The sequence below is a fragment of the Marinobacter confluentis genome, assembly GCF_004785685.1.
GTDB classification, from domain to species: domain Bacteria; phylum Pseudomonadota; class Gammaproteobacteria; order Pseudomonadales; family Oleiphilaceae; genus Marinobacter; species Marinobacter confluentis.
In genome coordinates, this window is the sequence record NZ_SRPF01000003.1 from 345,760 (window position 1) to 372,319 (window position 26,560).

General features: G+C 58.8%; 25 protein-coding genes. 13 read left to right on the forward strand and 12 right to left on the reverse strand.

Annotated elements, in window-relative coordinates; all coding sequences use genetic code 11:
* Positions 1-45 precede the first annotated feature (45 nt).
* Positions 46-1,320, reverse strand: coding sequence for an MHYT domain-containing protein (locus tag E5Q11_RS12085; protein WP_225315028.1), 1,275 nt, complete (start codon positions 1,318-1,320; stop codon positions 46-48).
* A 247-nt stretch (positions 1,321-1,567) separates the two neighbouring features.
* On the opposite strand from E5Q11_RS12085, the gene pdxH reads away from it, so the two are divergent.
* The 5 genes from pdxH to E5Q11_RS12110 all read left to right on the forward strand — a co-directional run bounded on the left by pdxH (position 1,568) and on the right by E5Q11_RS12110 (position 4,348).
* Positions 1,568-2,188 (forward strand): pyridoxamine 5'-phosphate oxidase, encoded by a 621-nt coding sequence (pdxH, locus tag E5Q11_RS12090; protein WP_210426329.1) that lies wholly within the window; start codon positions 1,568-1,570, stop codon positions 2,186-2,188.
* The gene (locus tag E5Q11_RS12095) at positions 2,127-2,915 is read left to right on the forward strand and encodes a 4'-phosphopantetheinyl transferase family protein (protein WP_225315029.1); all 789 of its coding nucleotides are present in this window, start codon (positions 2,127-2,129) and stop codon (positions 2,913-2,915) included. The genes pdxH and E5Q11_RS12095 overlap by 62 nt, the downstream gene beginning before the upstream one ends.
* A 9-nt stretch (positions 2,916-2,924) precedes the next feature.
* Positions 2,925-3,506 carry a DNA-3-methyladenine glycosylase I gene (locus E5Q11_RS12100; protein WP_135803678.1) on the forward strand — a complete coding sequence of 194 codons (582 nt, stop codon included), beginning with the start codon at positions 2,925-2,927 and terminating at the stop codon, positions 3,504-3,506.
* A 93-nt stretch (positions 3,507-3,599) separates the two neighbouring features.
* Positions 3,600-3,905, forward strand: a complete 306-nt coding sequence (locus E5Q11_RS12105) for a DUF6482 family protein (protein ID WP_135803679.1) — start codon at positions 3,600-3,602, stop codon at positions 3,903-3,905.
* Positions 3,902-4,348 (forward strand): DUF3429 domain-containing protein, encoded by a 447-nt coding sequence (locus E5Q11_RS12110; protein WP_135803680.1) that lies wholly within the window; start codon positions 3,902-3,904, stop codon positions 4,346-4,348. The genes E5Q11_RS12105 and E5Q11_RS12110 overlap by 4 nt, the downstream gene beginning before the upstream one ends.
* On the opposite strand, the gene E5Q11_RS12115 is transcribed toward E5Q11_RS12110, so the two are convergent.
* From E5Q11_RS12115 to E5Q11_RS12145, 7 genes are all read right to left on the reverse strand, one after another.
* Positions 4,339-5,334 carry a sigma-70 family RNA polymerase sigma factor gene (locus E5Q11_RS12115; RefSeq protein WP_135803681.1) on the reverse strand — a complete coding sequence of 332 codons (996 nt, stop codon included), beginning with the start codon at positions 5,332-5,334 and terminating at the stop codon, positions 4,339-4,341. The genes E5Q11_RS12110 and E5Q11_RS12115 overlap by 10 nt on opposite strands.
* A 77-nt stretch (positions 5,335-5,411) precedes the next feature.
* Positions 5,412-6,854: an aspartate kinase gene (locus E5Q11_RS12120; protein ID WP_135803682.1), complete on the reverse strand. Its 1,443-nt coding sequence runs from the start codon at positions 6,852-6,854 to the stop codon at positions 5,412-5,414.
* A gap of 40 nt (positions 6,855-6,894) precedes the next feature.
* Positions 6,895-7,410, reverse strand: coding sequence for a diaminobutyrate acetyltransferase (gene ectA, locus E5Q11_RS12125; RefSeq protein ID WP_135803683.1), 516 nt, complete (start codon positions 7,408-7,410; stop codon positions 6,895-6,897).
* 151 nt (positions 7,411-7,561) lie between these two features.
* On the reverse strand, positions 7,562-8,512 hold the full coding sequence (locus E5Q11_RS12130) for a hypothetical protein (protein ID WP_135803684.1): 951 nt from the start codon (positions 8,510-8,512) through the stop codon (positions 7,562-7,564).
* A gap of 2 nt (positions 8,513-8,514) precedes the next feature.
* Positions 8,515-9,918 carry a sodium:solute symporter family transporter gene (locus tag E5Q11_RS12135; RefSeq protein ID WP_135803685.1) on the reverse strand — a complete coding sequence of 468 codons (1,404 nt, stop codon included), beginning with the start codon at positions 9,916-9,918 and terminating at the stop codon, positions 8,515-8,517.
* 320 nt (positions 9,919-10,238) lie between these two features.
* Complete coding sequence (locus E5Q11_RS12140; RefSeq protein WP_135803686.1) at positions 10,239-11,201, reverse strand: radical SAM protein; 963 nt, start codon at positions 11,199-11,201, stop codon at positions 10,239-10,241.
* Positions 11,202-11,234: 33 nt separating this feature from the next.
* Positions 11,235-13,424: an FAD-dependent oxidoreductase gene (locus E5Q11_RS12145; protein WP_135803687.1), complete on the reverse strand. Its 2,190-nt coding sequence runs from the start codon at positions 13,422-13,424 to the stop codon at positions 11,235-11,237.
* Positions 13,425-13,776: 352 nt separating this feature from the next.
* Between E5Q11_RS12145 and E5Q11_RS12150 the strand changes: the two genes are divergently transcribed.
* Complete coding sequence (locus E5Q11_RS12150; RefSeq protein WP_135803688.1) at positions 13,777-14,445, forward strand: TVP38/TMEM64 family protein; 669 nt, start codon at positions 13,777-13,779, stop codon at positions 14,443-14,445.
* A 134-nt stretch (positions 14,446-14,579) separates the two neighbouring features.
* On the forward strand, positions 14,580-15,767 hold the full coding sequence (locus E5Q11_RS12155) for an ADP-ribosylglycohydrolase family protein (protein ID WP_135803689.1): 1,188 nt from the start codon (positions 14,580-14,582) through the stop codon (positions 15,765-15,767).
* Between the two features lie 38 nt (positions 15,768-15,805).
* On the opposite strand, the gene E5Q11_RS12160 is transcribed toward E5Q11_RS12155, so the two are convergent.
* Entirely contained in the window at positions 15,806-16,828 is a 1,023-nt protein-coding gene (locus E5Q11_RS12160) for a Fe(3+) ABC transporter substrate-binding protein (RefSeq protein ID WP_135803690.1), read from the reverse strand.
* 191 nt (positions 16,829-17,019) lie between these two features.
* On the opposite strand from E5Q11_RS12160, the gene E5Q11_RS12165 reads away from it, so the two are divergent.
* Entirely contained in the window at positions 17,020-18,135 is a 1,116-nt protein-coding gene (locus E5Q11_RS12165) for an ABC transporter ATP-binding protein (protein WP_135803691.1), read from the forward strand.
* A gap of 11 nt (positions 18,136-18,146) precedes the next feature.
* On the opposite strand, the gene E5Q11_RS12170 is transcribed toward E5Q11_RS12165, so the two are convergent.
* Together E5Q11_RS12170 and E5Q11_RS12175 are read right to left on the reverse strand one after the other, a co-directional pair.
* A complete protein-coding gene (locus E5Q11_RS12170; RefSeq protein ID WP_135803692.1) occupies positions 18,147-19,874 on the reverse strand; it encodes an ABC transporter permease in 1,728 nt (575 codons plus the stop codon).
* Between the two features lie 102 nt (positions 19,875-19,976).
* The gene (locus E5Q11_RS12175; protein ID WP_135803693.1) at positions 19,977-20,600 is read right to left on the reverse strand and encodes a YbhB/YbcL family Raf kinase inhibitor-like protein; all 624 of its coding nucleotides are present in this window, start codon (positions 20,598-20,600) and stop codon (positions 19,977-19,979) included.
* 98 nt (positions 20,601-20,698) lie between these two features.
* Here E5Q11_RS12175 and E5Q11_RS12180 point away from each other — a divergent pair, with 98 nt between their 5' ends.
* A complete protein-coding gene (locus E5Q11_RS12180; protein ID WP_135803694.1) occupies positions 20,699-21,046 on the forward strand; it encodes an ankyrin repeat domain-containing protein in 348 nt (115 codons plus the stop codon).
* On the opposite strand, the gene E5Q11_RS12185 is transcribed toward E5Q11_RS12180, so the two are convergent.
* Positions 21,047-21,910 carry a putative RNA methyltransferase gene (locus E5Q11_RS12185; RefSeq protein ID WP_135803695.1) on the reverse strand — a complete coding sequence of 288 codons (864 nt, stop codon included), beginning with the start codon at positions 21,908-21,910 and terminating at the stop codon, positions 21,047-21,049.
* A 32-nt stretch (positions 21,911-21,942) separates the two neighbouring features.
* On the opposite strand from E5Q11_RS12185, the gene E5Q11_RS12190 reads away from it, so the two are divergent.
* The 4 genes from E5Q11_RS12190 to E5Q11_RS12205 all read left to right on the forward strand — a co-directional run bounded on the left by E5Q11_RS12190 (position 21,943) and on the right by E5Q11_RS12205 (position 26,480).
* Positions 21,943-22,680 carry a spermidine synthase gene (locus tag E5Q11_RS12190; RefSeq protein WP_404802775.1) on the forward strand — a complete coding sequence of 246 codons (738 nt, stop codon included), beginning with the start codon at positions 21,943-21,945 and terminating at the stop codon, positions 22,678-22,680.
* Positions 22,681-22,780: 100 nt separating this feature from the next.
* The gene (locus E5Q11_RS12195) at positions 22,781-23,386 is read left to right on the forward strand and encodes a TetR/AcrR family transcriptional regulator (RefSeq protein WP_135803696.1); all 606 of its coding nucleotides are present in this window, start codon (positions 22,781-22,783) and stop codon (positions 23,384-23,386) included.
* A gap of 47 nt (positions 23,387-23,433) precedes the next feature.
* A complete protein-coding gene (locus E5Q11_RS12200; protein ID WP_135803697.1) occupies positions 23,434-24,744 on the forward strand; it encodes an NAD(P)/FAD-dependent oxidoreductase in 1,311 nt (436 codons plus the stop codon).
* Positions 24,745-24,755: 11 nt separating this feature from the next.
* Positions 24,756-26,480: a potassium/proton antiporter gene (locus E5Q11_RS12205; RefSeq protein ID WP_135803698.1), complete on the forward strand. Its 1,725-nt coding sequence runs from the start codon at positions 24,756-24,758 to the stop codon at positions 26,478-26,480.
* Positions 26,481-26,560 lie beyond the last annotated feature (80 nt).

Sequence of the window (26,560 nt, forward strand, 5' to 3'; positions counted from 1 at the left end):
CCCTCAGCGGGCCGTTTTGTCAGCCGTGGCGGCCCATTACGGTCCTCAGGACCCGGTTCTGATCATGTTGGGATCATCCGCCAGATTGTCAAAGGAGCCCACGTTATCGAGGGAATTGACAACCATGGCGGCCCGGATCAGGCGGCGGCTTGAATGTCCGGTGTCCGGATAGACAGACTGGCCTGCGCGCCAGAGAACGGGCACTCCGCCTTCGGTTTTGAGGCCATCCAGATTGCGCAGCCGTTTATACATAAAGCTGTGCTCGCTGCTCAGATGATTGTCCACCAGTACGATGAAAGAACTGCTGGAATAGCGGGCAAGATAGGTTCTGTCACTCAGGCAAGAGGCCAGCTGCGTTGCGATGAACCGAACGGTATTTTCGAGCGCGGGGGCGTCCTGATCCACTGACATTTCACGATAATTGGCAATATCCAGATAGATCAGGGCAAATGAATCCGGGCCGTCTTCGGCAGCGATTCGCTCCAGCACTCGCTGCTCCAGTGCCGAGCGGTTCGCCAGGCCGGTGCTGCTGTCGGTGAAAGCGGCGGATTCAACCCACTGCTTTTCCTGCTCGGCAGACTGCCGTGCGCGGCGGCGTGAACTGATATCCAGCCCGGTAATAAACACTGAAAAACCAAGCAGTATGGTGCAGACCAGCGCCAGCGGCAGGCCCAGAAACTCGCCCCCGAGGATATTATCAGCCGCCGGTACGGCTCCCTGGGGATAGGTCATTCCCAACATGCCTGTGTAATGCATGCCACAGATCGCTGTCGCCATAACCAGCGCTGATACCAGTTGCAACACCAGCGCTTTGCTGCCGGTTTCCTGACTGACGCGACGGCAGATCGCCAGAGCGGCGCCCGATGCAACCAGTGCGACAACAATGGAAATGCCCAGCCAAAGGGTGTTGAAGACGGGTGCTGCGGACATGTTCATTGCGTACATGCCCAGGTAATGCATGGTGACGATGCCTGCACCCATGGCCACGCTGGCCAAAAGCAGTGTTGTCACAGACAGGGTCTGCCGGCCGATCAGGTGGAGCGCAATACCCGACGCTATCAATGCTGCCAGCCAGGACACGGCGGTCAGGCCAGCGCCATAGGTCATCTCGGACATCATCGGGCTGGCCCGCATGCCTACAAAGTGCATGGTCCAGACACCGGTACCCATGGCCAGAGCACCAAACCCGAGCCAGGCCAGACGGGCCTTGCCGGAAGTGTCGGTCAGGCGAGCACCGAAATACAGAGCGGTGTACGCCGCGAATACCGCCACTACGAAAGACGCAGCCACCAGCGACACATCATAATTCGCTAACATCATCATCAATTCCCTTCTCAGTCTCATTGGGCGGACATGTAGCCGCTGACTATATAAATCGAATTGAGATACGACTCAAAAGCGCTAACTGGGTCACAGAAAAATATTTACCATTTGTAACCGGAGCGCCTGTGGTTCATGAACTGACATTCGTCGGTGAACTGGATATTCTGGCAGGCAGTATCTGATGGCTGTTGCCGCCAACATAACGTCTGTCTGCTAAAGGAAACACTCTGTGGATATAGGAGATATGCGCCGGGATTTTGAGAGCACCGGCCTGGACCGCGAAGCCCTGGACAACAACCCTGTCCGGCAGTTTGAACACTGGTTTGAGGACGCACGAGCAGCCGGCATTCTGGAGCCCAACGCCATGTCCCTGGCAACCGCCGGCGACGATGGCCTGCCTGACATCCGCACCGTTCTGCTGAAATATTTCGACAATGCCGGTTTCGTGTTTTACACCAACTATGGCAGCCGCAAGGCCCGGGAACTGGCGGCCAATCCCAGGGCCGCGCTGCTGTTCCCCTGGCTGGACCTGAACCGGCAGGTGAAAATTCAGGGTGCGGTAGAAAAAGTCAGCAAAACCGAATCCCTCAGGTATTTTGCCTCCCGACCACGAGGCAGTCAGATCGGCGCCTGGGTCTCCGAACAGAGCCGGGCCATCACCTCCCGGGGGCTGTTGGAACAGAAGGTGGCTGAAATGAAACGCAAATTCAGCGAAGGCGAGGTGCCGCTGCCGGATTTCTGGGGTGGCTACCGGGTGATTCCTGAACGCATTGAGTTCTGGCAGGGTCGGCCAAGCCGCCTGCATGACCGCTTTGAATACACTCGCAAAGGCGATGGGTGGTCCATTGAACGACTGCAACCCTGAGGCGGGCCCAACGGTCTGGCTATGCAGCAGTTCAGACATCACAGCAGCAAGGCCACCCGACTGGATGAGCGCACGGGAGATTGACCGGATGGCCGGGCTTACCCAGGGACCACGCCGTGATTTCCTGGCCAGTCGCTGGCTGATCCGCCAGGCCCTGGCGGCAGCATCAGGCCACCAAGCCAGCCAGTGCCAGCCCGTTGACGGCCGCCCCGAACTGTCAGCCTGGCCTCCGGGATGGTGCCTCTCTGTCAGCCACAGCGGCGGGCTGGCCGGCTGCGCAGTGGCTGCCGGAACACCGTTGGGCCTGGACATCGAACCCTTGACCCGCCGACCTCACTGGCAGAAGGTTGTGAACCGCTGGTTCTCATCCCAAGAGCAGGCCTGGCTGATTCCTGACGATGATGCCGAAGCGTTCCTGACCGTATGGACACTCAAGGAAGCCTGGCTGAAAGCCACAGGACGGGGTATCGCCAACAACCTTCGAACGCTCTGTGTCAGCCGTGACTTCGGGCTTTCAGGAGATCAATCCGGACAGAACTGGCAGGCATCGGTTGGCGGCGTTGCCGGTTATCTGATCACGGTTGTCTACCAGGGCGAAAACCGGCCCTCCGGGTTCATGATTCCCGGGGCAGTGAATCTGGCGAACGTCGGGTCCGACATCGCAGACCCGGAACCCATCCGATGGCTTTTTCACCGAATCATTCACCCGATCACCAAACCGGCCTGAGGAGGCACCATGCAAGAACAGCGATGTCCCTGGTGTGGCGATGACCCTGTTTATGTGGCTTACCATGATCAGGTCTGGGGCGTTCCCGAATACGACAGCTTGGCGCTGTTCGAGAAGCTGTGCCTGGATGGACAGCAGGCGGGGCTGAGCTGGCTGACCATCCTCAAGAAGCAATCCGGCTACCGCGCTGCCTATGACCAGTTCGACCCCCAGCGTATCGCCGGCTACGACGAGGACAAAATCCAGTCATTGCTGGCGGACGCCGGCATTATCCGCAACCGGCTGAAGGTCGAATCCATCATCCGCAATGCCCGGGGTTACCTGCAGTTGACCGCTGATGGTACGTCCTTCAGTGAATTCCTCTGGTCGTTTGTGGGCGGGAAGCCAATTCAGAATCACTGGGTAGCTTTCGAAGACGTGCCCGTTTTCACGGACCAGGCGGTCGCCATGTCCAAAGCCCTGAAGCGCGAGGGATTCAACTTTGTCGGACCGACCATTGTATACGCTTTCATGCAGGCCACCGGAATGGTGAACGATCACTTGACCTGCTGCCCCCGGCACGCACAGTGCAAGGCCCTTGGGCCAAGCTGAAAAAGAAAATCAAGTGATTCAGACTATTGACTGATCTCAAATAATCTATCGGTCGTAAAACTTCCGGCAGCACACTTTCCCGGAGTCACACCTGTGCGAATTACCCTAAACGACCTTAAGCGAACATCAGACGTGACCATTGATCTGCTGGAGATCATTTCCATCGAGGGCCAGCAGTACATGGCCAGACTGTTGATGGACGGTGAATACCGCCTGCTGAGCGATGCTGAGGGCAAAACCCGACTGTTTCGCAGCAGCTGGCAGATACAGGATACCCTGGGAGCTTTCAGAATTTCCTCAACAGAAGTGGTTCATGCCTCTGCCTACAACGAAATGGTGGGCATGCAGCCTTCCAGTGTGGAACCTATGAGAATCAGGGTGCAGGGGCCCAACTCATGATTGCTGTCGCCAGACTGGCGATTCTGGTGGGCGTTGCCGGGCTGATTCCGTTTATCGCGGCGATCATCTCACTGCTGGCGATGAAACAGGACAGCGCCCTGATTTTCCAGTATTTCTATATTTACAGCGCCGGCATTCTGGCGTTCATGGCGGGAATTTACTGGCCTCTGGCGATGCAGCTGGACAATCGCTGTTACCCGCTGTCGCCGCTGGTCACCATGTTGCTCAGCCAGCTTTTCTTCGTGTCCGCCGGTCTCGGCCTGTTGCTGCCTGCTGCCGGACAGGCCGTGCTCTTCACCCTGGCCTATCTCGGGCTGTATATCGTGGATGCAAGATGGATGCGGGTTTACTGGCCTGACTGGTATCTGCGCCTGCGGCTGGGGCTGACCTCGGTTGTGGTCCTCTGCCAGCTGGCCGCATGCGCTATTTTCTTCTACGGGTAAATGAAATCCGTGTTGTCGAAACGGCTTTTCAGTTTTCTGATGGCTCCTTTCTCGATCTGGCGGACCCGCTCCCTGCTGATCCCCAGATCATCGGAAATCACCTGAAGCGTCTCCGGCTCCGGCAGACCCAGCCCGAAACGGCGCGACAGCACATCCTGCTCACGCTCATCAAGCTCGGCCAGCAATGCGGCCAGGGTGCGCTTGCGATCACGATCTGCCATATCGTGATCCGGAGCCGACTGCTCACCAGCACTCAAGCTGTCACCAAGGGTGATATCCACGCCTGACGAAACCGGCGAATCCACCGACACTTCAGCAATCGCCAGGGCCCTCAGTTCGCCAATTCTAGACGGCGACACTTCAATTTCTTCTGCCAGTTCTGACTGCGATGGCATCCGCCCCAGGCTCTGATGCAGTGCCAGGGACGCTTTCTGAAGCATCCGTATCTCGTCCACCACATTTTCCGGTGTGTGAACCAGCCGGGTACCCCGTTTCATGCACCGCTTGACCTCCTCACTGATCCACCAGTAGGCGTAGGTGGAGAAACGGAAACCCTTGGTCGGATCGAAACGTTCGACCGCCTTGATCAGACCTACGTTGGCGTCCTGAATAACATCCGTCATCGGGATGCCGCGATTGGCGTACCGTCGGGCAATATGCACGGCCAGGCGCAGATTGCTCTGAATCAGCAAGCGCCGGCTGGCCGATGCCAGATGATAGGCCCGTCGACTGCGGGTCGAGAAGGCACAGGCATCACCCAGGCTGCCAACGACCTCCCGGTACGTCTGCGGGGTGTCGGCAGGCAGTGCCAGATCACGACTGATAACGCGATAACAGAAAGACAGTCGGCGAGAGAGTTTCTTCTCGGCGACATCAGTTAACAGCTGGTAACGGGACGCATCCCTGAAGTAAAGCCCAACAAGGGATTCGGTATCGCCGGGGTGGGCTTGGGTCGGAGACGGTCCCAGGCTTTGCAGTTCACTCATAGCTCAGGTTCCGGTCACGTATCTGATTGAAAATACGCAAACGGACCTGAGCTGGATTGCTTTGGCGGGGGCCGCGATCACGCAGCTACGATAGCATACTCATGATTGTGGGGCTCAATCAGAACGCCATGGAGTGCCACTATGGCCTTCTCATAGTCGTCCTCGTCGATCACAAACTGCATGTCCACCTGACGCATGCACTGGTGCATGGCCAGAATGCTGATGCTTTCATCCGCCAGCGACTTGACCGAACGGGCCAGGATGCCCGGCACCTTCATATCGCTGCCAATGGCTGATACCAGCGCGACCTTGCGGGTACTGAGCTCGGCGTTGGGGAACTCTTCCTGCAGCGCCTTGACCACGCGTTTCACATGCTTCAGCGTGCTGCCCACGTAATGGGTGATGGTGTTGGCGTTGGTGTCCTTAGCCATGAAACGCACCTTGAAGCGGCTGAGCACATCCAGGATGCGACGGTCGGAACCGGGCTCGCCCTGCATATTCTGGTCAAATACTTCGATCGCGAATACACCCTTGGCGCCGGCAATGATTTCTACCTGTGGCACTTCACTGACGTAATCGCCGGTGATCAGCGTGCCGGTGTGTTCCGGCTCAAAGGTATTCATCACCCGCAGCGGCGTTTCGTTCTGGCGCAGGCCCTTTCCGGCCTTCGGATGAATCGCTTCCATACCCAGGTTGGCCAGCTGGTCCGCCACGTCGTAATTGGTACGACCCAGGGGCACAACCTTGTCGGCCCCGACAATTTTCGGATCGGCGGAACTCAGGTGATATTCCTTGTGAATGATGGCTTCGCGGGCATCCGTGATGACAGCAACGCGACTGAAAGTCATCTCGCTGTAGCCCCGGTCAAATGTGCGCATCAAGCCTTCACGGCACTGGGCGTAGCCGGTGACGATGGGCAGTTCGCGAGTCAGATCCACCGCGTCGAAAGCCTGCTTCAGCTTTTCATCCAGCGGCAGCAGTTCCGAATCGCGCCAGCCGGTCAGGTCCACAAACCGTGCATTGACACCTTCCTGCTGTAATTTGAGCGCCGTATTGAAGGCACTGTGGGCTTCGCCGATGCCCGCCAGCATTTCACGCACGGTCAGTAGGTGTTCTTCAAGCTGGAACTGGCCGTAGGAGCACAGACGCTGAAGGTCGATCAGACACCCGCGAACGCCCTCGATGCGATCGGTGATGAACTGATCCGCCTGCTGCTTGAGCATCGGGTCGGGGAAGAGTTCAGCGTTTTTATCGGTGAGGAACTTGACCAGCTTGGTCAGGTCATCGCCCCAGGCCCAGTCGGATTCCGCATCGGCGAACAGGGCATAAACCCCGGGCTCGCCGGTTTTCTTGTGCTCCAGCAGTTCATCGGTAACACCGCCGTAGGCGGATACCACAAAGATACGCTGGTAAAGGTCGTCTTTTTCACGGTTACCGATGATGATGTTGTCGCGGACGGCCTCGTAATCACTCATTGAGGTGCCGCCGATTTTCTCCACGGTGTGCTGTTTGCTACTCATAATCTGTCCATCAATCTTGTTGCAGAATGGGTGAATTCATTCATGCCTGCCGGGTAAATGGCCCAATCCTCAGCAGAAATTCGGAATCGTGTTGACCGCCAAAATGAACGCCTTTCTCAAAGTGCTCGTGGTAGGTCAGTTCAGCCCCCATATCCTTTGCAAATGAGCGGAAGAGCGCCCAGGACGCTTCGTTGTCTTGGGTAATGGTGGTTTCCATGTGGGTCACATTCCTGCAGGCGTCACGGGCGACAATGTCTTTGAGCATGCGTTTCGCCAACCCCGCGCCACGACCCTTCTCGTGTACCGCAACCTGCCAGACAAACACTGTCTCAGGCTGTTCTGGCGGAATGTACCCGGAAATGAAACCGACCAGATCTCCATCCTTTTCTGCAGCAACGCCAGTCGCGGCAAAATGGCTGCACTGCAACAGGTTGCAGTAGATAGAATTGGGATCGAGTGGCGGGCACTCAGCCACTAGCTGGTGCAGTCTGTAGCCATCGTCTTTCACCGGCGGGCGAAGCACAATGGCGGTGGAATTCGCGCTGTCTGAGGTCATGATGTGAGAGTTTCGCTTGAAAAGTTAGGCAGTGAATTATATAGACCACAAAATATTTATCAAGTTGTGGGCCCGCCTGGCCCGGCAACCGAACCGTCCCGACAGCCTTCAGAATAGCCCCTCTGCGATGGTTTGTCAGCGCCCCCGTTAGTCAGCTTTGGCGAGGAAAAACCACGTCCGTCGCCTGAACCGACGTGCCCGTCACCAGCCGTCTGCGATAGGATTCTGCAGCAGCAGAGCCGGGGGGCCATAGCCGGTCAAAGTCCGCCAGCCAGGCCTGGTTATCAAACGCCACGGGCTGCAGCGACACGCTGACGTTGCCCGATTTGAAAGACGCCACTGACAGACCGGATTCTTCGCCTGCCGCGATCCGGGTAATCAGCCCGCGGGCATCGCCAACAAGGTTTCCCATACCCGCCGAGCCGTTGTTTGCCACCAAGCGCAGGCGCCCTGCGACCTGCCCTGACCAGAGCACCGGCAGACAGGTATGGGTGCAGGCAATCACGTCTGCCCCACAATGGCCGAACCAGTCTCGCACTGCCGTTTCGTTTCCGCCCTCAAAGGCTTCGTAAGCCAGGCCCCAGCCCGCCAGGGACTCAGGATCACCGTGCAGCACCAAAACCTTTAGGCCTCCAAACATCAAGCACCGGAATCGCGGCAGAGCATTCAATCGTTCCTGAATATCCGGATGCCCGACGGCGATGCCCTGAAGGCGCTCCATGATGGCGTTGGAGCGCTCCACCACGCCCTGGTCGACAAAGTCCGGGTAGGCGCAGCCACAGCCCGCACCATCATTCGGATTCGCCAGCTCATAGTCCACATTACCCAGGCTGGCAGTGTGTTTCAGAACCCGTTCATTCATGCTTCGGAACAGGCTGTCACTGGCGTTAAACCAGTTGAAGTCACCGTTGAACACCAGTGCCACCGAGCGGCCGTTGCGCTCCTCCTCCGCAGCCATCCGTTCGATTTCATCCAGCGAGTAGGGGTTTCCGTAGAGCCCTCCGATCACATAAAGCACATCCGCATCCACCCGCTCAGGCTCGGCGCACAGGTCCTCAGGCCGGTAGCGATAGGCGAGCGGGCAATTGCGGCCTTCAGTCATGGTCACGCCTCACCGGCGGCCAGTGAGCGCCCGGACAGCAGCCTCAGCGCCAGGGGCAGGAAGAACAGGGCAGTGCAGATCAGGAAGCCGTAGGCATTAGTGCCCAACAGTAGCGCATAGGCGCCATCGCCAATGGCCCAACTGTCCGGAATCAGCCCCGCCGACAGTAGAATACCCAGGCCCAGCCCGGTCCAGAAACTCAGGTGAAAGCTCCACGGCGACCAGCGGGTAAAACCATAGAATAGAAACACCGGCGCCAGCCCCATCACCATGGTGCCGGAAATGGTTGTGGCCAGAAGAATGTCGGTGCCGGCAAACATCGGGATATTTCCCAGGAAGGCAAAGATGATCATGATCACCGCTCCCACACGCACACTCGGCAACCGGTCCTTCGCCCGCCTCGCCAAACGCGGCAGATCCACCGCCAGGGACTTGGCCAGGGAACTGAAGGTGGAGTCCAGGGTAGATCCCGCGGATGTCATCATGATGACGCTCATAAAGAACAGCGCCGCCAGCCCCAGAGACTGACCAACCGCCGCCGGCGCATTGCCCATGGCCTCGATACCGTTCAGCCGCGCGTGCACACCCACCAGACTGAAGATAAACACCGCCACAAAGCCCAGCAGACCGGCGACCACAAAACTCTTTAGCATGGTCTTCTCTTTGTTCACAAAACCCCGGTCCGTGAGCACCGGATCGTGGAAAGGGTAACTGAACATCTGCAGCAGGGCGACCAGCAACAGATCAAAACCGGCGTTTAACTTGAACTCGCCGTTGGTCAGCAGGGCGCTGGTGTCGTTGGCCGGAATAATCAGGAACAGCACCGCCCCCACAAAGAACACGAACACGAAGGTCTGGATCACATCGGTAAAAATCGACGACCGCAGCCCGCCTTTCAGACTGTAGGCCAGGGTGAACATGGTAAACAGCATGGCTGCAGTCCAGTATTCCCACTCGCCGGGCAGCCCGAAATAGCCACCCACCACCGCGGTGTTACTCCACACCTCGTTATAAAGCCGAATCAGAATCGCCGCCGCAAACGCCAGACTGGCCAGCCGGCCAAAGCGTGAGGTCAGAAATTCCTGCAGGCTGCGGGCGCCAGTCTGGGTACGAATCAGGTAGATGATGTAACCCGCCACCGGAATCGACAGCCAGTAACTGGCATAAGCCAGGCCGCCAGTCACCCCGTAAGCCGCGCCCAGGTTAGCGGCATTGGTCACCGACTTGGCAAAAATCCAGCTGATAAAAATACTGGCAGTGAGTGACCACTGACCCACCGGGTTGCCCTGATCATCCGCGCCCTTGTAAAAGGAATTTGCGTTCTTGCTCTTGGGCGACAGCACATACATCACCACCCCATAAACCACCAGGAATCCCCAGAACAGGGTTGCTTCTGTGAAGTTCATTCTTTGTCTTGTCCTCGTTCTTTTTGTCCGGGGCCTGGTTTGGTTGCTGCTGGTTTGGGAGTTATCGGCGCCGGCGGGCAGGGGTTCAGAAAAACGCCCGTAAATACGTCCCTGTAGGGCTCGATCGCGCCATCCCTGGCGCTCAACGTTTTCTGAACCCCTGCCCACCGTCCCCTTGTTTCAATTCCCGCTATGCCGTCCCCGACTCCGTACGCGTCGTCAAAAGTCTTTATCTTTACCCTTCGCCAGCGAATTGCAGTGGCTACCCCCATGCCGCCAACTCCCAGCAACCAGTCCTACAACCGAAGGCAACTCCAAAATCAAGACGGAGCCGAACAACTAGCCCCAAACCGGTAACAGGCAAAACACCGGTGATGCCGCAACATGATGCGCTCATCCATGCTTTCCGCCAGCGTCCCGCCCAGATCATACTGCGGGTCGTCGTCCACCAGCGTGCAGGCATAGACCCGCACTTTGTCATCCCTCTTCACCAGCATCCGCGTGTAAGTGCACATAAAATGCGACCGCGCTTCTTTAGTCGGGTACTTTTCCATGCAGTTTTCGGTGATCTCCGGGCTACCGTCTTCCGAGCCGGGTGTGCCCAGGTCCGGGAAGGCGGTGAAGGCCAGGGTTTCAGGGATGCCCCATTCACGGAAAATCTCCCGGAAAGCTGCTTCAACGTTCGCTGGAATCTCGTCTTCATCGGTCTGGCGGGCGATGGACACCTCAAAACCCTGGTCTACTAGCCAGCGGATACCTTCCAACGCCTTGTTGAAGCTGCCCTCACCACGATCAACGTCATGACGCGCGCGGTCCGGGAAGTCCAGGCTCACCCGCCAGTGAATTGGATAGGGGTTATTCAGCAGCGGCGTCACCTGGTGCTTACGTTTCAGTAGCGGGTCGGTGGCGTTGGTCAGCACGAAGCAGGGGCGGTGCTGGCTGGCGTAATTCAGGATGTTCACAAAATCCCGGATCACGAAGGGCTCACCACCTGTGAAAGAAAACTGTTCCACGCCCATGTCCAGTGCTTCGTGGATGAACGGTTTTACATCGCTCAACTTCATTCCGGGAATGCGACCATCACCCGGGTGTGAGCCTTCCAGGCAAAAAGGACAGGCCAGGTTGCAGGCGGTGCCGGTGTGAATCCATAGCTCTTTCAGCCGGTCGGCATCGATGTAGCCGCGAGGATCGCCGTTGCGGGTGTGGGTCCAGCTGTCGCGGGCCCGGGCTTCCAGCACCTCCACAACGGGAATGCGGTTCTCGGCGGTTTGGGTCTGGGGCATAGCTGCTCCGTGTTCAGGAATCATAGGGTTACTTTACGTTGTCGAATACTTTCCAGCCTTGTCGCCGGAGTTCTTGCCCCGGCGCCAGCCGTGGAGCTTTTCTAACAGGTTCAAAACACCCTGGGGCGCGTGGGCGCGTTTCCACTCGCCGGCGGCGTACTTGGCGGATTCGTTCCAGGTCGGATAGGGGTGGATCGTGCCCAGAATCTTGTTCAGGCCCAGGCCATGCTTCATCGCCAGGGTGAATTCCGCCAGGATTTCCCCACCGTGGGTGCCCACGACCACGGCGCCCAGGATCTTGTCCTTGCCCGGGGGCGTCAGCACCTTGATAAAGCCGTAATCGGCGCTTTCGGCAATGGCACGGTCCAGATCGTCCAGGCCGTAGCGGGTGACTTCATAGGCGATGCCCTTTTCCTTGGCCTCGGCCTCGCTCAGGCCCACACGGCCCACTTCCGGAGAGGTAAAGGTCACCCAGGGCATAACCCGGTAATCCACCTTGAAGCGCTTGAACTGACCGAACAGGCCGTTCACCGCGGCATACCAGGCCTGATGCGCGGCGGCGTGGGTGAACTGATAGGGGCCAGCCACATCGCCACAGGCAAATACGTTAGGGAAGCGCAGGCTCATGTCTTCCTCTACCGGCACCGTGCCGTTGGGCAGTGGCTCGACGCCGATTTTTTCCAGTCCCAGCCCTTTGGTGTTGGCTGCCCGGCCCACGGCCACGAGAACCTGGTCGAAAGGAATCCGCACCCGCTCGCCGTTGTGGTCGCAGTAGGCGACTTTCTCGCCGTCTTCGATGGCGAACTCGCTGGCGGCGTGGTTCAGGCGCAGGTCGATGCCGTCTTCCCGGAACTGCTTCATCACCACATCAGCCACGTCCGCATCTTCCTTGGCCAGCAAGCGGTCACCCATTTCAACCTGGGTCACCTGGCTGCCAAGGCGCTGGAACGCGTGGGCCAGCTCCGAGCCGATCGGGCCACCTCCAAGCACCAGCAGGCGCCCCGGCTGGGTGTCCAGGGACCAGAGGTTGTCCGAGGTCAGCGGCTCCATGTCCGCCAGGCCGGGAATCGGCGGCACAGCGGGGCGGCCACCGGTGGCCACCACGATGCTGCGGGCGGTCAGGCGCTCGACGCGGCCATCGTTGTGAACCACTTCCAGCTCCCAGGGGGAGACGAAGCTGGCAGTACCAAAGATGCAGTCCACGCCCAGTTTGCGATAGCGCTCCGGTGAGTCGTGGGGCTCCACTTTCGCCACCACGTCCTGAACGCGCTTCATGATGTTCTTGAACGAGCCCTTGACCGGCACCGACTCCAGGCCATAGCGGTTGGCGTGGCGCAGGGTGTCCGCGGCCTTGGCGCTACGGATCAGGGCCTTGGACGGCACACAGCCGGTGTTGAGGCAGTCGCCGCCCATTTTGTCTTTTTCAATCAGCGCCACCTTCGCCTTCACGGCAGAAGCAATGTAGGCCGACACCAGCCCGGCGGAACCGCCGCCGATGACCAGCAGGTTGTAGTCAAAGGAGTCAGGCTTCTGCCAACCCGCATAGACCCGGCGCTTGCGGATAAAGCCGACGATGAATTTGGCAATCAGCGGGAACAGGCCAAGCAGCGCAAATGACAACAGCAGATCGGCAGACAGAATGTCACCGGTGGATTCAATCTGGGCCAGTTGGGTACCGGCGTTCACATAAACAAACGTGCCCGGCAGCATCGCGGCCCAGCTCACCAACGCATAGGTCTTCAACTTCATGGCCGTCAGGCCCATGGCCAGGTTGATCAGGAAGAACGGAAATACCGGCACCAGCCGCAGCGTTGCCAGGTAAAAGGCGCCATCTTTCTGAATGCCGCGGTCCATTTTGGCGACCGTCTCCCGGTACTTCTCCCGCAGAGTATCCCGCATCAGGAAACGGGCCACCAGGAAGGCCAGGGAAGCGCCAATGGTGGACGCCACGGAAACGGCGATCAAACCAAATACGTTTCCGAAAAACGCACCGCCGGCCAGGGTCATAATGGCGGCCCCGGGCAGTGAAAGCGCAGTGACCAACACGTAAATACCGGCAAATCCCAGCACCGCCACCAGCAGATTCTGGCTGATCCACTGCTCAAGGGAAGCCTGATTCTTCTGCAGGTTTTCCAGAGTCAGTAATTCCGGCCCGCCAAAGCCGATAAACACTGCCACCACGACACCAATAACGGCCAGCAGAATGAGCTTTTTCGAATTCATAACTTAATCCATTAGTTAAAAAAGAAACGGTTCGCTCTGAAAGACACCCACAGACGCTGAATGTTACACCGACTTCTGATTAAAATTCTTGAACGCTTACTCATAAAACCAGTAAGCACCCATGCAAGACATGGACATACCATCTGATAGCCGGCCCTTGATGTCCAATAACATCTTTATCACAGAGCTCTAATAACTGTGTCCCAGGAGGAACATACGGAATGGGAACCGCAACACATCAGTCTGATTCGGATCGACAGATTCTTCTGATTTAGCCCTGACGGCATCAGGCAATCTGCTTTATCCTTCTGCAACTCCTAGTCGAATCCCTGGACCCCGTTAAGGTGACTGAATGAAACTCAGAATTGCCATAGTCCTGCTGGTAGTTCTCGCCCTGGCGGGCGCCTGGTGGTTATTGCAGATACTGGGGATGCCGCCGGAGCTGTCGCCGGGGTCACTGGCTAACTGGCTTAAAAGCCAGGGCACGACAGGGCCACTGTTGTTGATGCTGCTGATGATCATCGCGGTGGTAGTGGGCCCGATTCCTACCCTGCCAGTCAGCGCAACGGCGGGCCTGGCCTTTGGTGTGCTTAAGGGGACGGCTATCGCGGCAACCGGCGCCCTGATCGGCGCCATGGCGGCCTTCTGGATTGCGCGTTGCCTGGGGCGGGAAGCCATATGCCAGCGCTTCCCCGACAATCCGGTACTGGCAAGGAACGGCTCCCAGCGATTTTTGACCCTGACCATTCTGATCACCCGGCTGGTGCCGGTGTTTTCTTTCGCCCTGATCAGCTACGCCGCCGGCGTCACTGCCATCCATGCCTGGCGTTTCGCCCTGGCCACGCTGATTGGCATGCTCCCGATGACGTTAGTGTTTGCCGGTCTTGGCAATACCTTTGAGCTGAATCCGGTGCTGACGGTGATCGCTGGGCTCGCGATTCTGGCGGTGATGGTCTGGCTGCCCTGGTCCCTCAGCCGCCATCCTGATTCCCGTCTCGCCCGCTGGCTCAGGCTTCAATAATCCGGCATGCCACGCTCAGGAAACATCCCTATCAAAGCGGCTGTCTCGATGTCCGGATCTGACTGAGCTCGTGATGGTAATCACGCGTACACTTCCTGAGATTCAACCAAGAACCCAACAAGCGAGGAGTCCCGATGACCAGCAATCTGCCCAGCGAGAGAAAACCCGCCATCATCGCGGCTCTGGCCGGCGGCTGGGTTGCGGATGCGGCCAGTCTTGGTCTGCACTGGCTCTACAATAGCCCGCGCATTCTGGAAGTGGGCGGCGAAACGCCGGAATTCCTGCCGCCAAAAGCCGATTACTTTGACGGCGTCTTCGGCTATTTCGCCCACGAAGGCAAACAGTCCGGTGATGTCAGCCACTACGGCGCAGCGACCGGTGTGCTGATCGACAGCCTGCTGGCAAGCCAGCGCGAGCTAGATATCCGCGATTACCAGCGGCGCTTCCGCAGTTTCTTTGGCCCTGGTGGCCAGTGGGTCGGCTTTCTGGACAACCCCACGCGGATTACCCTGAACAACCTCAACAGCATTGAGCAGAACGCCATAGACCAGGCCCTGGCCACCGCGCCCACCGAACTGACCGACCGGCAACAGCGCGTGCTGGTACAGAAGGTGATGCCCTACACTCGTCGACTCAGCGGCGACCAACTGGCGGATCCGGTTCGACGGGCAATTGATCTGACCTATCACGAAACCGAGATTCAGGAAGCGGGTGTGCACATCGCCAGAGCCATCGACCAGCATCTGCACCCCGAAAGCGGCGCCGATGACCTGCAGCTTCCAGCGGTCTCAAAAGTGGCACCACTGGTTGCCCGATACTGCGGAAGCGACCAGTTACTGGAAAAGGTGGAAGCAGCCGTTCGTGTTACCAATCACAATGACGAAGCAGTCGCCTGGGCAAAATGCGCGGCCACGCTTCTGGACCAGCTTTTCCAGGGCAAGCCTGTGGAAGGAGCCTTGCAGGCCGCCAAAGCGTTTGCACCGAATCAGGAGAGTCTGGACAAAGCCATGTCAGGCGCCTCACTGGATGCCGTGAGCGCCGGCGACGATTTCGGTCGCACCTGCTACCTGCATGAAGCCATGCCGGTGATCTTTCACATCGTCAACCATGCTGACAGCTACACCAGGGCGGTTCGCGCCAACATTCACTGTGGCGGCGATTCCTGCGGTCGCAGCTGGGTTATCGGCCCTGCCATGGCGGCAATTCATGGGGTTGGAGACGAGAAGGGTATCCCGTTAAGTTGGTTGGCCCGGGTGAGGGGGGGAGCTACCCGTCTTGCAGAAGCAGAAGCTCTAGTGAAAGGAACCTGGGCAACCGATTAACCGAATACTCAGTTAACCGGCTGCCCCGCGCCCTGAACTCAGCGCCATCCAACGCGGTCGAAAATACGAACCGCTTCAGGGTTGTTCTCGCCCAGAACGCTGACGTTGATGTCGTCAATGTTCAGGTTACCCCAGGAGTCCAGTACCGGATTCTTGAGCACACCCTCTACCGCGGGGAACTCGTGGTTGCTACCGGCGAAGACTTCCTGGGCGGTATCCGATGCCAGGAATTCCAGGAAGCGTACGGCGTTATCGCGGTTGGGGGCATTTGCAGCCACACCGGCACCACCAATGTTGGCGTGTACGCCACGCTCGGCCTGGTTCGGGAATATAATGCCAACTTTACGGGCAACCTCGCGGTCGGCCTCGTCGTCGGAATTCAGCAGGCGCGCATAGTAGTAATGGTTACCAACCGCCAGGTTACATTCCCCTGCGGCGACGGCGCGAATCTGGTCGGTGTCACCGCCCTGGGGATCCCGCGCCATGTTATCGACAACGCCCTGGGCCCATTCCTGGGCACCGTCCTCTCCGTGGTACTCAACCAGGCTGGCCAGCAGGGACTGGTTGTAGATGTTGTTGGACGACCGGATACAGATCTCTCCTTTGAACTCTGACTTGGCCAGATCTTCATAGGTGCTGATCCGGGAGGGGTCGAAGTCCGAGCGATCGTAGTAGATAACCCGCAGGCGCTGGCTGAATCCGAACCAGTGTCCTTCCGGATGGCGCAGGGAGTCCGGCAGACGGCTGTTCAGCGTTTCGGACTCTACCGGCTGGAAGATGCCTTCCTGGTCGGCGCGCCAGAGATTGCCCGCGTCCACCGTGATCAGGACATCCGCCGGGCTGGCAACGCCTTCGCGCTTGATCCGCTCAATCAGCGCATCTGACTTGCCTTCAATCAGGTTGACCTCGATGCCAGTCTCCTCGGTGAAAGCGTCGTAGATCGCCTGGTCTGAATCATAATGGCGGGCGGAATAAAGGTTCACTTCGTTCGCAGCAACGCTGGTAGCTGCCATGGATGCGGCCAGTGCGGTAACGGCCAACTTTCCCTTGATGGTTATCACAGTACTGATCTCCTAAAGTAATTCAGAGTGTTATTGATAACGATTTACATTCAGGCCTAAGTTAAACCCGCCTCGCATTGATGTCAACGAATGGAAATCAATCTTTTTTAGGTTTAGAGTACAGGTTGACGATCAGTGAGCCGGCCTTCCGGTGCGCTGACCACTTTTGTGTGGAGATTCGGACGACCGCTATGGGCGCATATCAGCAACAGTCAGTCGACAACCTGGCTCTGGACACCAATCCGGATGACCTCTCCCTGGTGCTGGATCATGTGCACTGCCGATTTGACCGGCACCAGGCGGTCAACGACATCAGCCTGGAAATCAGGCCAGGAGAAGTAGTCTGCCTGCTGGGTCCGTCCGGGTGCGGGAAAACAACGCTGCTGAGAATCGCCGCGGGCCTTCAGATACCGTCGGCGGGCCGCGTGTTTCTGGGGGGCAATCTGGTTTCTGCGGCAGACGGGCTGCACTGGCCGCCGGAGCGGCGAAACCTGGGCCTGGCGTTTCAGGAATCCGCGCTTTTCCCGCATCTGACGGTGCTTGAAAACGTCTGCTTCGGCATCAAATCCCTGCCCCGCGGCAAACGCAGGTCTCATGCACTCGATCTGCTGGAACGGCTGGGGATGGCCGGGTCGGCCAAGGTCTACCCGCACACGCTCTCAGGCGGACAGCAGCAGCGTGTCGCGCTGGCACGGGCATTGGCGCCGTCGCCAAACGTGATGCTGCTGGATGAACCTTTCTCCAGCCTGGATGCCCGCCTGCGGGACCAGATCCGCGACGACACCCTGCACGTGCTCAAAGAACTGGGCACAGCCACCCTTCTGGTCACCCACGACCCGGAAGAAGCCATGTTCATGGCTGACCGCATCGCGCTGATGCGGGAAGGGCAAATCGTGCAGACCGGCACGCCAACGGACCTCTATTGCAACCCGGTTGATCCATTCGTCGTGAGATTTTTCGGCCAGGTGAACGAGTGCACCGCCAAGGTGAAAAACGGCTCTGTCACAACGCCGCTCGGCGAGCTGGACGCCAGCAATTTTCCAGAAGACAGCACCGTGCAGGTACTAATTCGCCCTGAGGCCGTCAAGGTCCGGCCGCTGGAAGACAACGCAGATAATGCCAACGCCAGCCATGTCCAGGTTTCACGGCTGCTCGGTTCGACCAGCCTGGTTCACATCTGCGCCCACGGTGAAGAAGATCAGGAAATGCATCTGCATGCCCGGGTTCCCGGTGTGTTCCTCCCCAGGGAGGGACAGCCAGTGTCACTGAGCCTGGACATGTCCCAGGTCTTCCTGTTCCGGCAGTAAGCGGCAGGGTGTTACCCGTTCTGGCTGCGCTTGCGGCTGCCCGGGCGGGAGTTGCGCATGGCCAGGCTGAGAATGACAACAGGAATGATACCTACCGCCACAATGAACAGCGATGACGTTGCAGATTCCGCCAGCCGCTCGTCGGATGCCAGGCTGTAGGCCCTGACTGCCAGAGTGTCGAAGTTGAAGGGCCGCAATATAATGGTCGCCGGCAGCTCTTTCATCACGTCAACAAACACCAGAATACCCGCCGCCAGAAGGCTGCCGCGCATGATTGGCGTATGAACTCTGCGCAAAGCTCCGCCGGCCGTCTGGCCCAGTGTTCTTGCGGCAGCATCCATTGACGGTGTGACCTTGCCAAGGCTTGCCTCGACGGTATTGAAAGACACCGCAAGAAAACGGACCGTGTAGGCGTAAATCAGGACGAAGGCGGTCCCGCTGAACACCAGCCCCACCAGAAATCCATAGTTGTCCCTCAGGAAAAGGTTCAGCCGCTGATCCAGCCAGGCCAGCGGTATCATGATGCCAACCGCAACCACCGAGCCCGGGATCGCATACCCCATGGCCGCAACCCGGTTGGCGCTCCTGATCCAGGGACTGCCGTTCAGCCTGGCACTGTAGCTGAGCAGCACCGCCAGCAAAACCGCGACCAGGGCGGCACCGGCTGCCAGCATCAGGCTGTTGAAGGCAAAGCCAAGAAACTGTTCCCCAAACAGAGGATCGCCGGTAGTGATGGCCATCTCCAGCAGGATCAGCGCCGGAAAAATAAAGCCGATCAGGATGGGCAGAAAACAGGCAAGGAACGCCAACGCAGCGCTGCCGGAACCCAAGCGGTATTGGGGCAGTGGCTGATAGCTGGCGGAAGCGTGATAACGCTTGCCGCCCCGGGAAGCGCGCTCCAGCAGGACCACAATAAACACAAACACCAGCAGGCAGGCCGCAAGCTGGGCGGCAGCAACCTGTTCTCCAAGCCCGAACCAGGTTCGGTAAATCCCCGTAGTAAACGTATCAACGCCGAAAAACTGGACGGCGCCGAACTCGTTCAGCGTCTCCATCAGCACCAGGGAAACCCCGCCGATAACCGCAGGGCGAGCCAGGGGCAAGGCCACACGCCTGAACATCCGCCACGGCCCCAGCCCCAGGGTGCGGCCCACGTCCAGCGCGCTGACCGACTGCTCCATGAACGAAGCCCGGGCCAGTAGGTAAACATAGGGGTAAAGAACCATGGTAATCAGCAGGGAAGCCCCGCCCAGAGAACGGACTTCCGGGAAATAGTAGTCACCGCTGCCCTGCCAGCCAAACCACTCCCTCAGCATGCTCTGCAAGGGCCCGGCGTACTGCAGAAAATCGGTGTAGGCATAGGCAATCACATAGGTTGGTACCGCCAGTGGAAGCAGAAGCGCCCATTCAAAAATCCGCTTGCCCGGGAACCGGCACATCACAACCAGCCAGGCACAGGCCGTCCCAATCAGGGTGGTACCCAGGGCAACCGAAACGCTGAGTACCACCGTATTGGACAGATACCGACCCAACACGGTACTGGCCAGGTGAGACCAGACATCGCCGGACGGGAAGAACACATGGGCAAGAATCACAATCACTGGCATAGCGACCAGCAACGCGATCACAAAGGTGCTGAATGCCCAGACAGACGGGCGCCGGATGCGCAGGCCTCTGGCAGATGAACGGGGCTGCATAGCGGGCAGGACGCTCTCCTGATGATTCGAATGTTTGGCCATGCAGAAACGTGACTCCGCAAAAGTCAGACATTATAGAGAAATGGAGAGCGTAATAATAATAGGTTCGCTTACGGATTACCCCTGTTTGCGGCTGGCGATGGTCTAGCGCAGATCCGGGTTCAGCGTGTAGGTGCCGGTCACCCGCGCGCTGGCCAGCACATGGCCTGCCATCGCTTCGCGCACGGCGGCGCCGTCAAATTCGCCGCTCAGGCCCAGGCTTTCCACGTCCAGGGCATGCACTTCGTAATGGTAGTGGTGGATAATTTCGTCGTTCCAGGGTGGGCAGGGGCCGTCGTAACCGCCGTAGGTGCCCGCCATGTCCGGATTGCCTGCCAGGAACTGGGTGAAATTGTTCACCCCACGAATGCCGACCGGGCCGGGGCCAGGCTCTTTGCCTTTGGGAATCACGCCGTCGCTGTCCACGCCCTCGGGGACACGGGAGCTACTTGCGGGCAGATCCACCAGCAACCAGTGGAAGAAGTCCACCCTCGGAATATCCTTGGACACCACTTTGCCTTCCTGGTTCGCATCATCAGCAATACTGGGGACATCGGGATCAAACATCATGACCACAAAGCTTTTGGTGCCTTCCGGAACCTTGTCCCAGGTTACTTCCGGGTTCTTGTTGGGGCCGAAGCTCATATGGTCCTGTTCGTTGTAGACCCCGAAAGCAAACTCTTCCGGGATTGGCTGGCCGTCTTCAATTCCTCGAACATTGATTTCCACGTTACGGGTCTCCTGAAACCTGAATGGTTTTTACTGGGCTGATACCATGGTTTTAACAGCGGCATCATGGGTATGTCCAGAAGGACCAAAGGAGCAGTATGAGCAACCACAGATCCGGCAAGCCGGAAAACCCGGGCAACAAGCAGGACGAAGACGCAGTCGCCTTCCTGCAGGGACTGTTCGAACTGGCCCGCAACGGCGGCACCGGGCCGCTTAACGTGATGCTGGATGCCGGGGTACCGGTGGACATCCGCACCAGCGCCGGTGACAGTCTGTTAATGCTGGCCTGTCGGAACGGTCATAAAGACACCGCAGAAATGCTGCTGGAGCGCGGCGCCGACCCCAATGCCTGCAACCATCAGTCCGAAACACCCTTGATGGTCGCGACCATCGCCGAGCACACGGAACTGGTCGACTGCCTGCTGGAGGCAGGGGCAGAGCAGTGATTACATGACGATCTGAAGCACCCGTTCCAGTCGGGTCAGGCGCACATCAACCGTGACGGTCAATGTTTCCAGCTGCGCCGCTTTTTCCCGCCCTTCAGCCGGAGCGCGAAAGAAATGCGGTGTCATCGCCAGCAGATCGGCGATTGCAGCCGGGCTTTCAAGGGTCAGAGGGAAACGCAGGGTGTCTGTTGCCGCCATCGAAAAGCCGTCCGGGGCCTCGGCCTCGGGCGGTTTTTCAGGTTTCAGCGACGGGTAGATAATCTCACGCAGTTCCCGCAGATGGTCGGGACCGGCGTCGGCTTTCACCAGCAGGCCGCCAGGTTTCAGCACCCGGGCGAATTCACTGTAAACCGGGAAACCGAACACGCACATTACCCGATCCAGGCTGCCCGGCAGAACCGGCAGGCTGGCATTGCTGCCCACGACCCAGCGCGGACGTTTGTCCTGCTTTGCCGCGGCCAGGGTCGCCCATTTGGAAATATCCAGCCCGATCACTTCCAGACCCAGCCCCTGGTCGCGACTGGCAGCCGCCAGCTGCCGCAGGTAATAACCTTCACCACACCCCGCATCCAGGCAGGACAGCGCGGTGGATTCATCGGCCGCATCCTTCAAAACGGCTCTGCTGATGGCATCCGCTACCGGCCGGTAATAGCCGGCATTGAGGAATCGCTGGCGGGCGGCCACCATTTCTTTGCTGTCCCCCGGGTGCCGGGAACGTTTATTCTGCACCGGCAGCAGGTTGATATAGCCCTGGCGGGCCACGTCAAAGCTGTGCCCGGCCTGGCAGCGCCAGCTTGCCGAATCAGGCTTCAGGGGATTGCCGTCCAGAGGGCAGGCAAGGGCAGAAAAGGGCTCGACGCTCATCGCACACTCCACACTTACCGGAGACACTGGCATTGAAAGGCAACATTATTCACTTTGCCCGGGATGATCTTGGCGGCATTCTGGTGATCGATTATCGCAAGCATCGGGTGATGACCTTCGATTCGGTGTTTGAGCAGAGCAAGATCGCCCGGCGCCATCCCCACTTGCCGGTGCACGAATACAACCGCGCCATGCTGCTGCCGGTGGCCTTTGCCAGGCCCGCGCACGCGACCATTCTGGGCCTGGGCGGTGGCGTGATGGCCAACGCGCTTCTGCACCTGTTGCCGGAATGCCGTGTGCACGCGGTAGAGCTGCGGGAAGCGGTGGTCGACGTAGCCCGCGAATACTTTTACCTGTCGGAATCACCGCGCCTGAGCATCACTGTGGAAGACGCCCGCAACGCCATCGAGACCTTACCCGACGGCCAGACCGACCTGATTCTGGCAGACATGTACAACGCCGAGCGAATGAGCCCGACCCAGGTACAGCGGGAGTTTATCAAACAATGCAGTCGGGTTCTGTCGGATCGCGGCTGGATAGCACTTAATTACCATCGAACCCCGGATCTGAACGGTGTGTTTTTCCGGCAGTTGCAAGGTGAGTTCGCGGTGGTGCTGGCTTTCAAGAGCAAAACCAACAACACCGTGATCTACGGCAGCAAACAGACCATCGAGCTTCCCGCCAACAAGGACCCCCGTCTGACGGAACTGGAAAACACATTGCCCATCGACTGGCGGCGGCTGATGGCGAGGGTGATTCGCTTAGGCTGATCAGGCGGTGTGCTTCTTCATAGTGAGCCTCGCACCTATTATTGAATATTTGCTCAAGTTATCATTACGCATTCAGGATTTGCCAACGGCAGGCAGTATCATGGCAAGACAAGCACGCTACGATCGACAGACCGCGCTGGAAAAAGCTGTCTACCTTTTCTGGGAGCGCGGTTATTTTGCAACGTCGATGAAACAGATTGAGCAGGCGCTGGACATGCGCCCCGGCAGTATTTATGCCACCTTCGGCAGCAAGGACAAACTGTTCAGTGAGGCGTTAAACGCCTACGTGGCCAGGGGCAACACGGTACTGGGTGGACTGCTGAACCAACCGGGCCCGATCATTGATGCGCTGCAGGATTACCTGCGCAACATTGCCATCGCCTGCCATCCGGACAGTTCCGAGCCTTCACGGGCTTGCATGTTGGTAAAAACCCTGCTGGAAGCCAGCTACACTCATAGCAGCATAGCCGATCAGGCCAACGAACTGCTCTATGGCATCGAACAGTCTTTTGCCGCCGCGCTGACCCGGGCCCGTGACCGGGGCGAACTGAAACCGGATACCGATTGCCAGCGCCTGGCCCGGCTGGTTCAGGCCCAGATTATGGGTCTGCGTGCTTTTGCCCAACGTGAAACCAGCGCCGAACAGGTGTCGCAACTGGCCGACGATATGGCCGCATTGCTGGAACCTTACCGGGCCGTTCACTGATTTCCGGCCTTGCACGGCCCTCTTCTTTTTAAAAGGATTCGTCCGTTATGGAAAACCTTCATCACATTGTGGTTGTCGGTGGTGGCGCCGGTGGCCTGGAACTGGTGACCCGGCTTGGAAACAAACTCGGCAAAAAGCGCAAAGCACGCATAACCCTGGTGGATGCCGGGCTGACCCACGTCTGGAAACCCCTGCTTCACGAAGTCGCTTCCGGCTCGCTGGACGCCAGCGCCAACGAGATCAATTACCGGGCCCATGCCAGCAAGCATCACTATGAATTCCAGCTGGGCCGCATGGCCGACCTGGACCAGATCGGCCGCAACGTGATTATTGCGCCCTTTCTGGACCAAGAAGGCAACGAAGTGGTGCCAGAGCGGCGCATTCACTATGACACTCTGGTGATCGCCGTTGGCAGTAACGCCAATGATTTCGGCACCCCGGGTGCCCAGGACCACTGCATCTTTCTGGACAGTCTGCCCCAGGCCCGCCGTTTCCATAACCGGCTGCTGAACGCCTTCCTCAGGAAAAACTACGAGGCCGATTGCGACGCCAGCCACGATCTGCCGATCACCATTATCGGCGCCGGTGCCACTGGCGTGGAGCTGGCCGCCGAACTCCGGCTGGCGTCGCGGGAACTGCCGGTTTACGGCATGAATCATCTGCGCCCGGAAGATATCTCAATCACCGTGATAGAGGCTGCGGACCGTATTCTGCCGGCCCTGCCCCCGCGAATCTCCGCGGCAGCCACCCGGGAGCTGGAGCACCAGAACGTAAAAGTGCTCACCGGCCAGCCGGTTAACGAAATCACCGACTCGACGGTCGTCATGAAAGACGGCACCGAGCTGGATTCCGAGATGACCATATGGGCCGCCGGCATCAAGGCGCCGGAATTTCTGTCGAAACTCGAGGGACTGGACACCAACAAGGGCAATCAGGTCCGTGTCAGACAGACCCTGCAGGCAACCACTTCCGATAACGTTTTCGCGTTTGGCGACTGCGCCGAATGCCCGCAGCCGGATTCGGACATGCCGGTGCCCCCGCGAGCCCAGGCCGCTCATCAGCAGGCGGACACATTGTTCAAAACACTCTGCAACCGCCTGGACGGCAAGGAAGCAGTGCCATTCGTCTATAACGACCATGGCTCGCTGATCAACTTCAGCCGCTACACCACGGTTGGCAATCTGATGGGTAACCTGTCAGGGCGTAGCATGTATATTGAAGGCAAAGTCGCCCGACTGTTCTACACATCGCTTTACCGTATGCATCAGGTTGCCCTTCACGGCATGCTGCGCACGGGCATTATCTGGCTTATGGACCGCATCAGCCGGGCCATGCAGCCGAAGCTGAAACTGCACTGAACGTCGCCGACATGGACGCGACATTAACCCTGATCGGCGCCCTGATGCTGGTGATCAGCATCCTGCTCAGCCCCCTGTCCAGCAGACTGGGGATGCCGGTGCTGCTGATCTTTCTGATTGTCGGCATGATGATGGGCGAAGACGGCCCCGGCGGCCTGCAGTTCGACAATTTCGAACTGGCTTTCACCATCGCCAATCTGGCACTGGGTGTGATTCTGCTGGACGGCGGCATGCGCACCCGGGCCGAAACCTTCCGGGTCGGCCTGCGACCAGCACTGATGCTTGCCAGCCTGGGTGTTTTCCTGACCGCCGCCGGGGCGGGGCTTGTGGCCTGGTGGGTATTTGATCTCAACTGGCTCACAGCGCTGCTTGTCGGCGCGATCATTTCCTCCACCGACGCCGCTGCGGTCTTCTCGCTGCTTCAGGGACGGGGCCTGCACCTGAACGAGCGGGTCAGCGCAACCCTTGAGATCGAGTCCGGCAGCAACGATCCCATGGCCATCTTCCTGACCCTGATGCTGGTCACCATGATCAGTGCCGGGGGCACGTCCGAGGGCTGGGGAGCCCTGTTGATGCTGATCAAACAGTTCGGCATAGGTGGTGTTATCGGCGTGCTGGGCGGGTTCATTGTGGTCAACATGGCCAATCGCTCGCGGCTGACGCCATCGCTTTACCCACTGTTGGTGGTAGCCGGCGGCCTTGCGGTGTTTGCCGGCACCAACGAACTGGGGGGCAGCGGATTTCTGGCGATCTACCTGACCGGCGTGGTGATCGGCAACCAGCCGGTACGAATGATGCCAATGATACTTCAGGTGCATGATGGTCTGGCCTGGCTGGCCCAGCTTTGCCTGTTCCTGATTCTGGGTCTGTTGGTGTCACCGTCAGAACTGCTGCCACTGGCCGGAGGTGGCCTGATACTGGCCTTCGCACTGATCTTTGTCATTCGCCCGTTCGCGGTGATGATGACCCTGTGGCCCTTCGGATTCAATCGCCGGGAACTGGGCTTTATCAGCTGGGTGGGGCTGCGTGGCGCAGTGCCCATCGTACTGGCACTATTTCCGGTCATTGCCGACCTGCCATCAGCCCAGCTTATCTTCCACGTAGCCTTTTTTATCGTGCTCGTGTCACTGATGGTTCAGGGCACCACCATGGCGCCACTGGCGCGCAGGCTCGGACTGGAAGTACCTGCCGGGGAAGAGCCCTATCGAAGGCTGCCTCTGGACGTACCAGCCGCCGGTGACCACGAACTGATGCTGTTCCCCCTCAGGGGCGACCCATGGCAGGCGCCCCGGCCTCTGGGCCAGCTTCGGTTGCCCGACAACACCGCCCTGGCCGGCGTTTTCCGCAAACGGGCCTGTCTGCCCCCCAGTCCGGATATGGACGTGTCTACCGGCGATGTAATTGCGGTCTTCGCAACCCCTGCGATAGTACCTGAACTGGGCCGGGCACTGAGTGGAAGGCACACGCCAACCCATCTTGCGGAACGCGCATTCTTCGGGGATTTTGTGCTCAATGGCGATGCCCTGCTGGGTGATGTGGAACAGGTGTACGGCATAGAGTTCGATGAGTTGCCACCGGAGCTGTCCCTGGCAGAATGTTTTGCCCGCCGGACCCGGGGCCATCCTGTTATCGGTGACAAAGTCGTGCTTGGCCCTGTTACTCTGGTGGCACGGGCAACGGAAGCTGACCGGGTGACCAAAGTTGGCCTGAAAATGGATAGCGGACAAACACCGTAACAAAAACCCCCAGAACGGCAACTCGATCCCACGGCGAGGGTGCTATAACATGGAAAAAATTTAATTTATTAAGATCATGT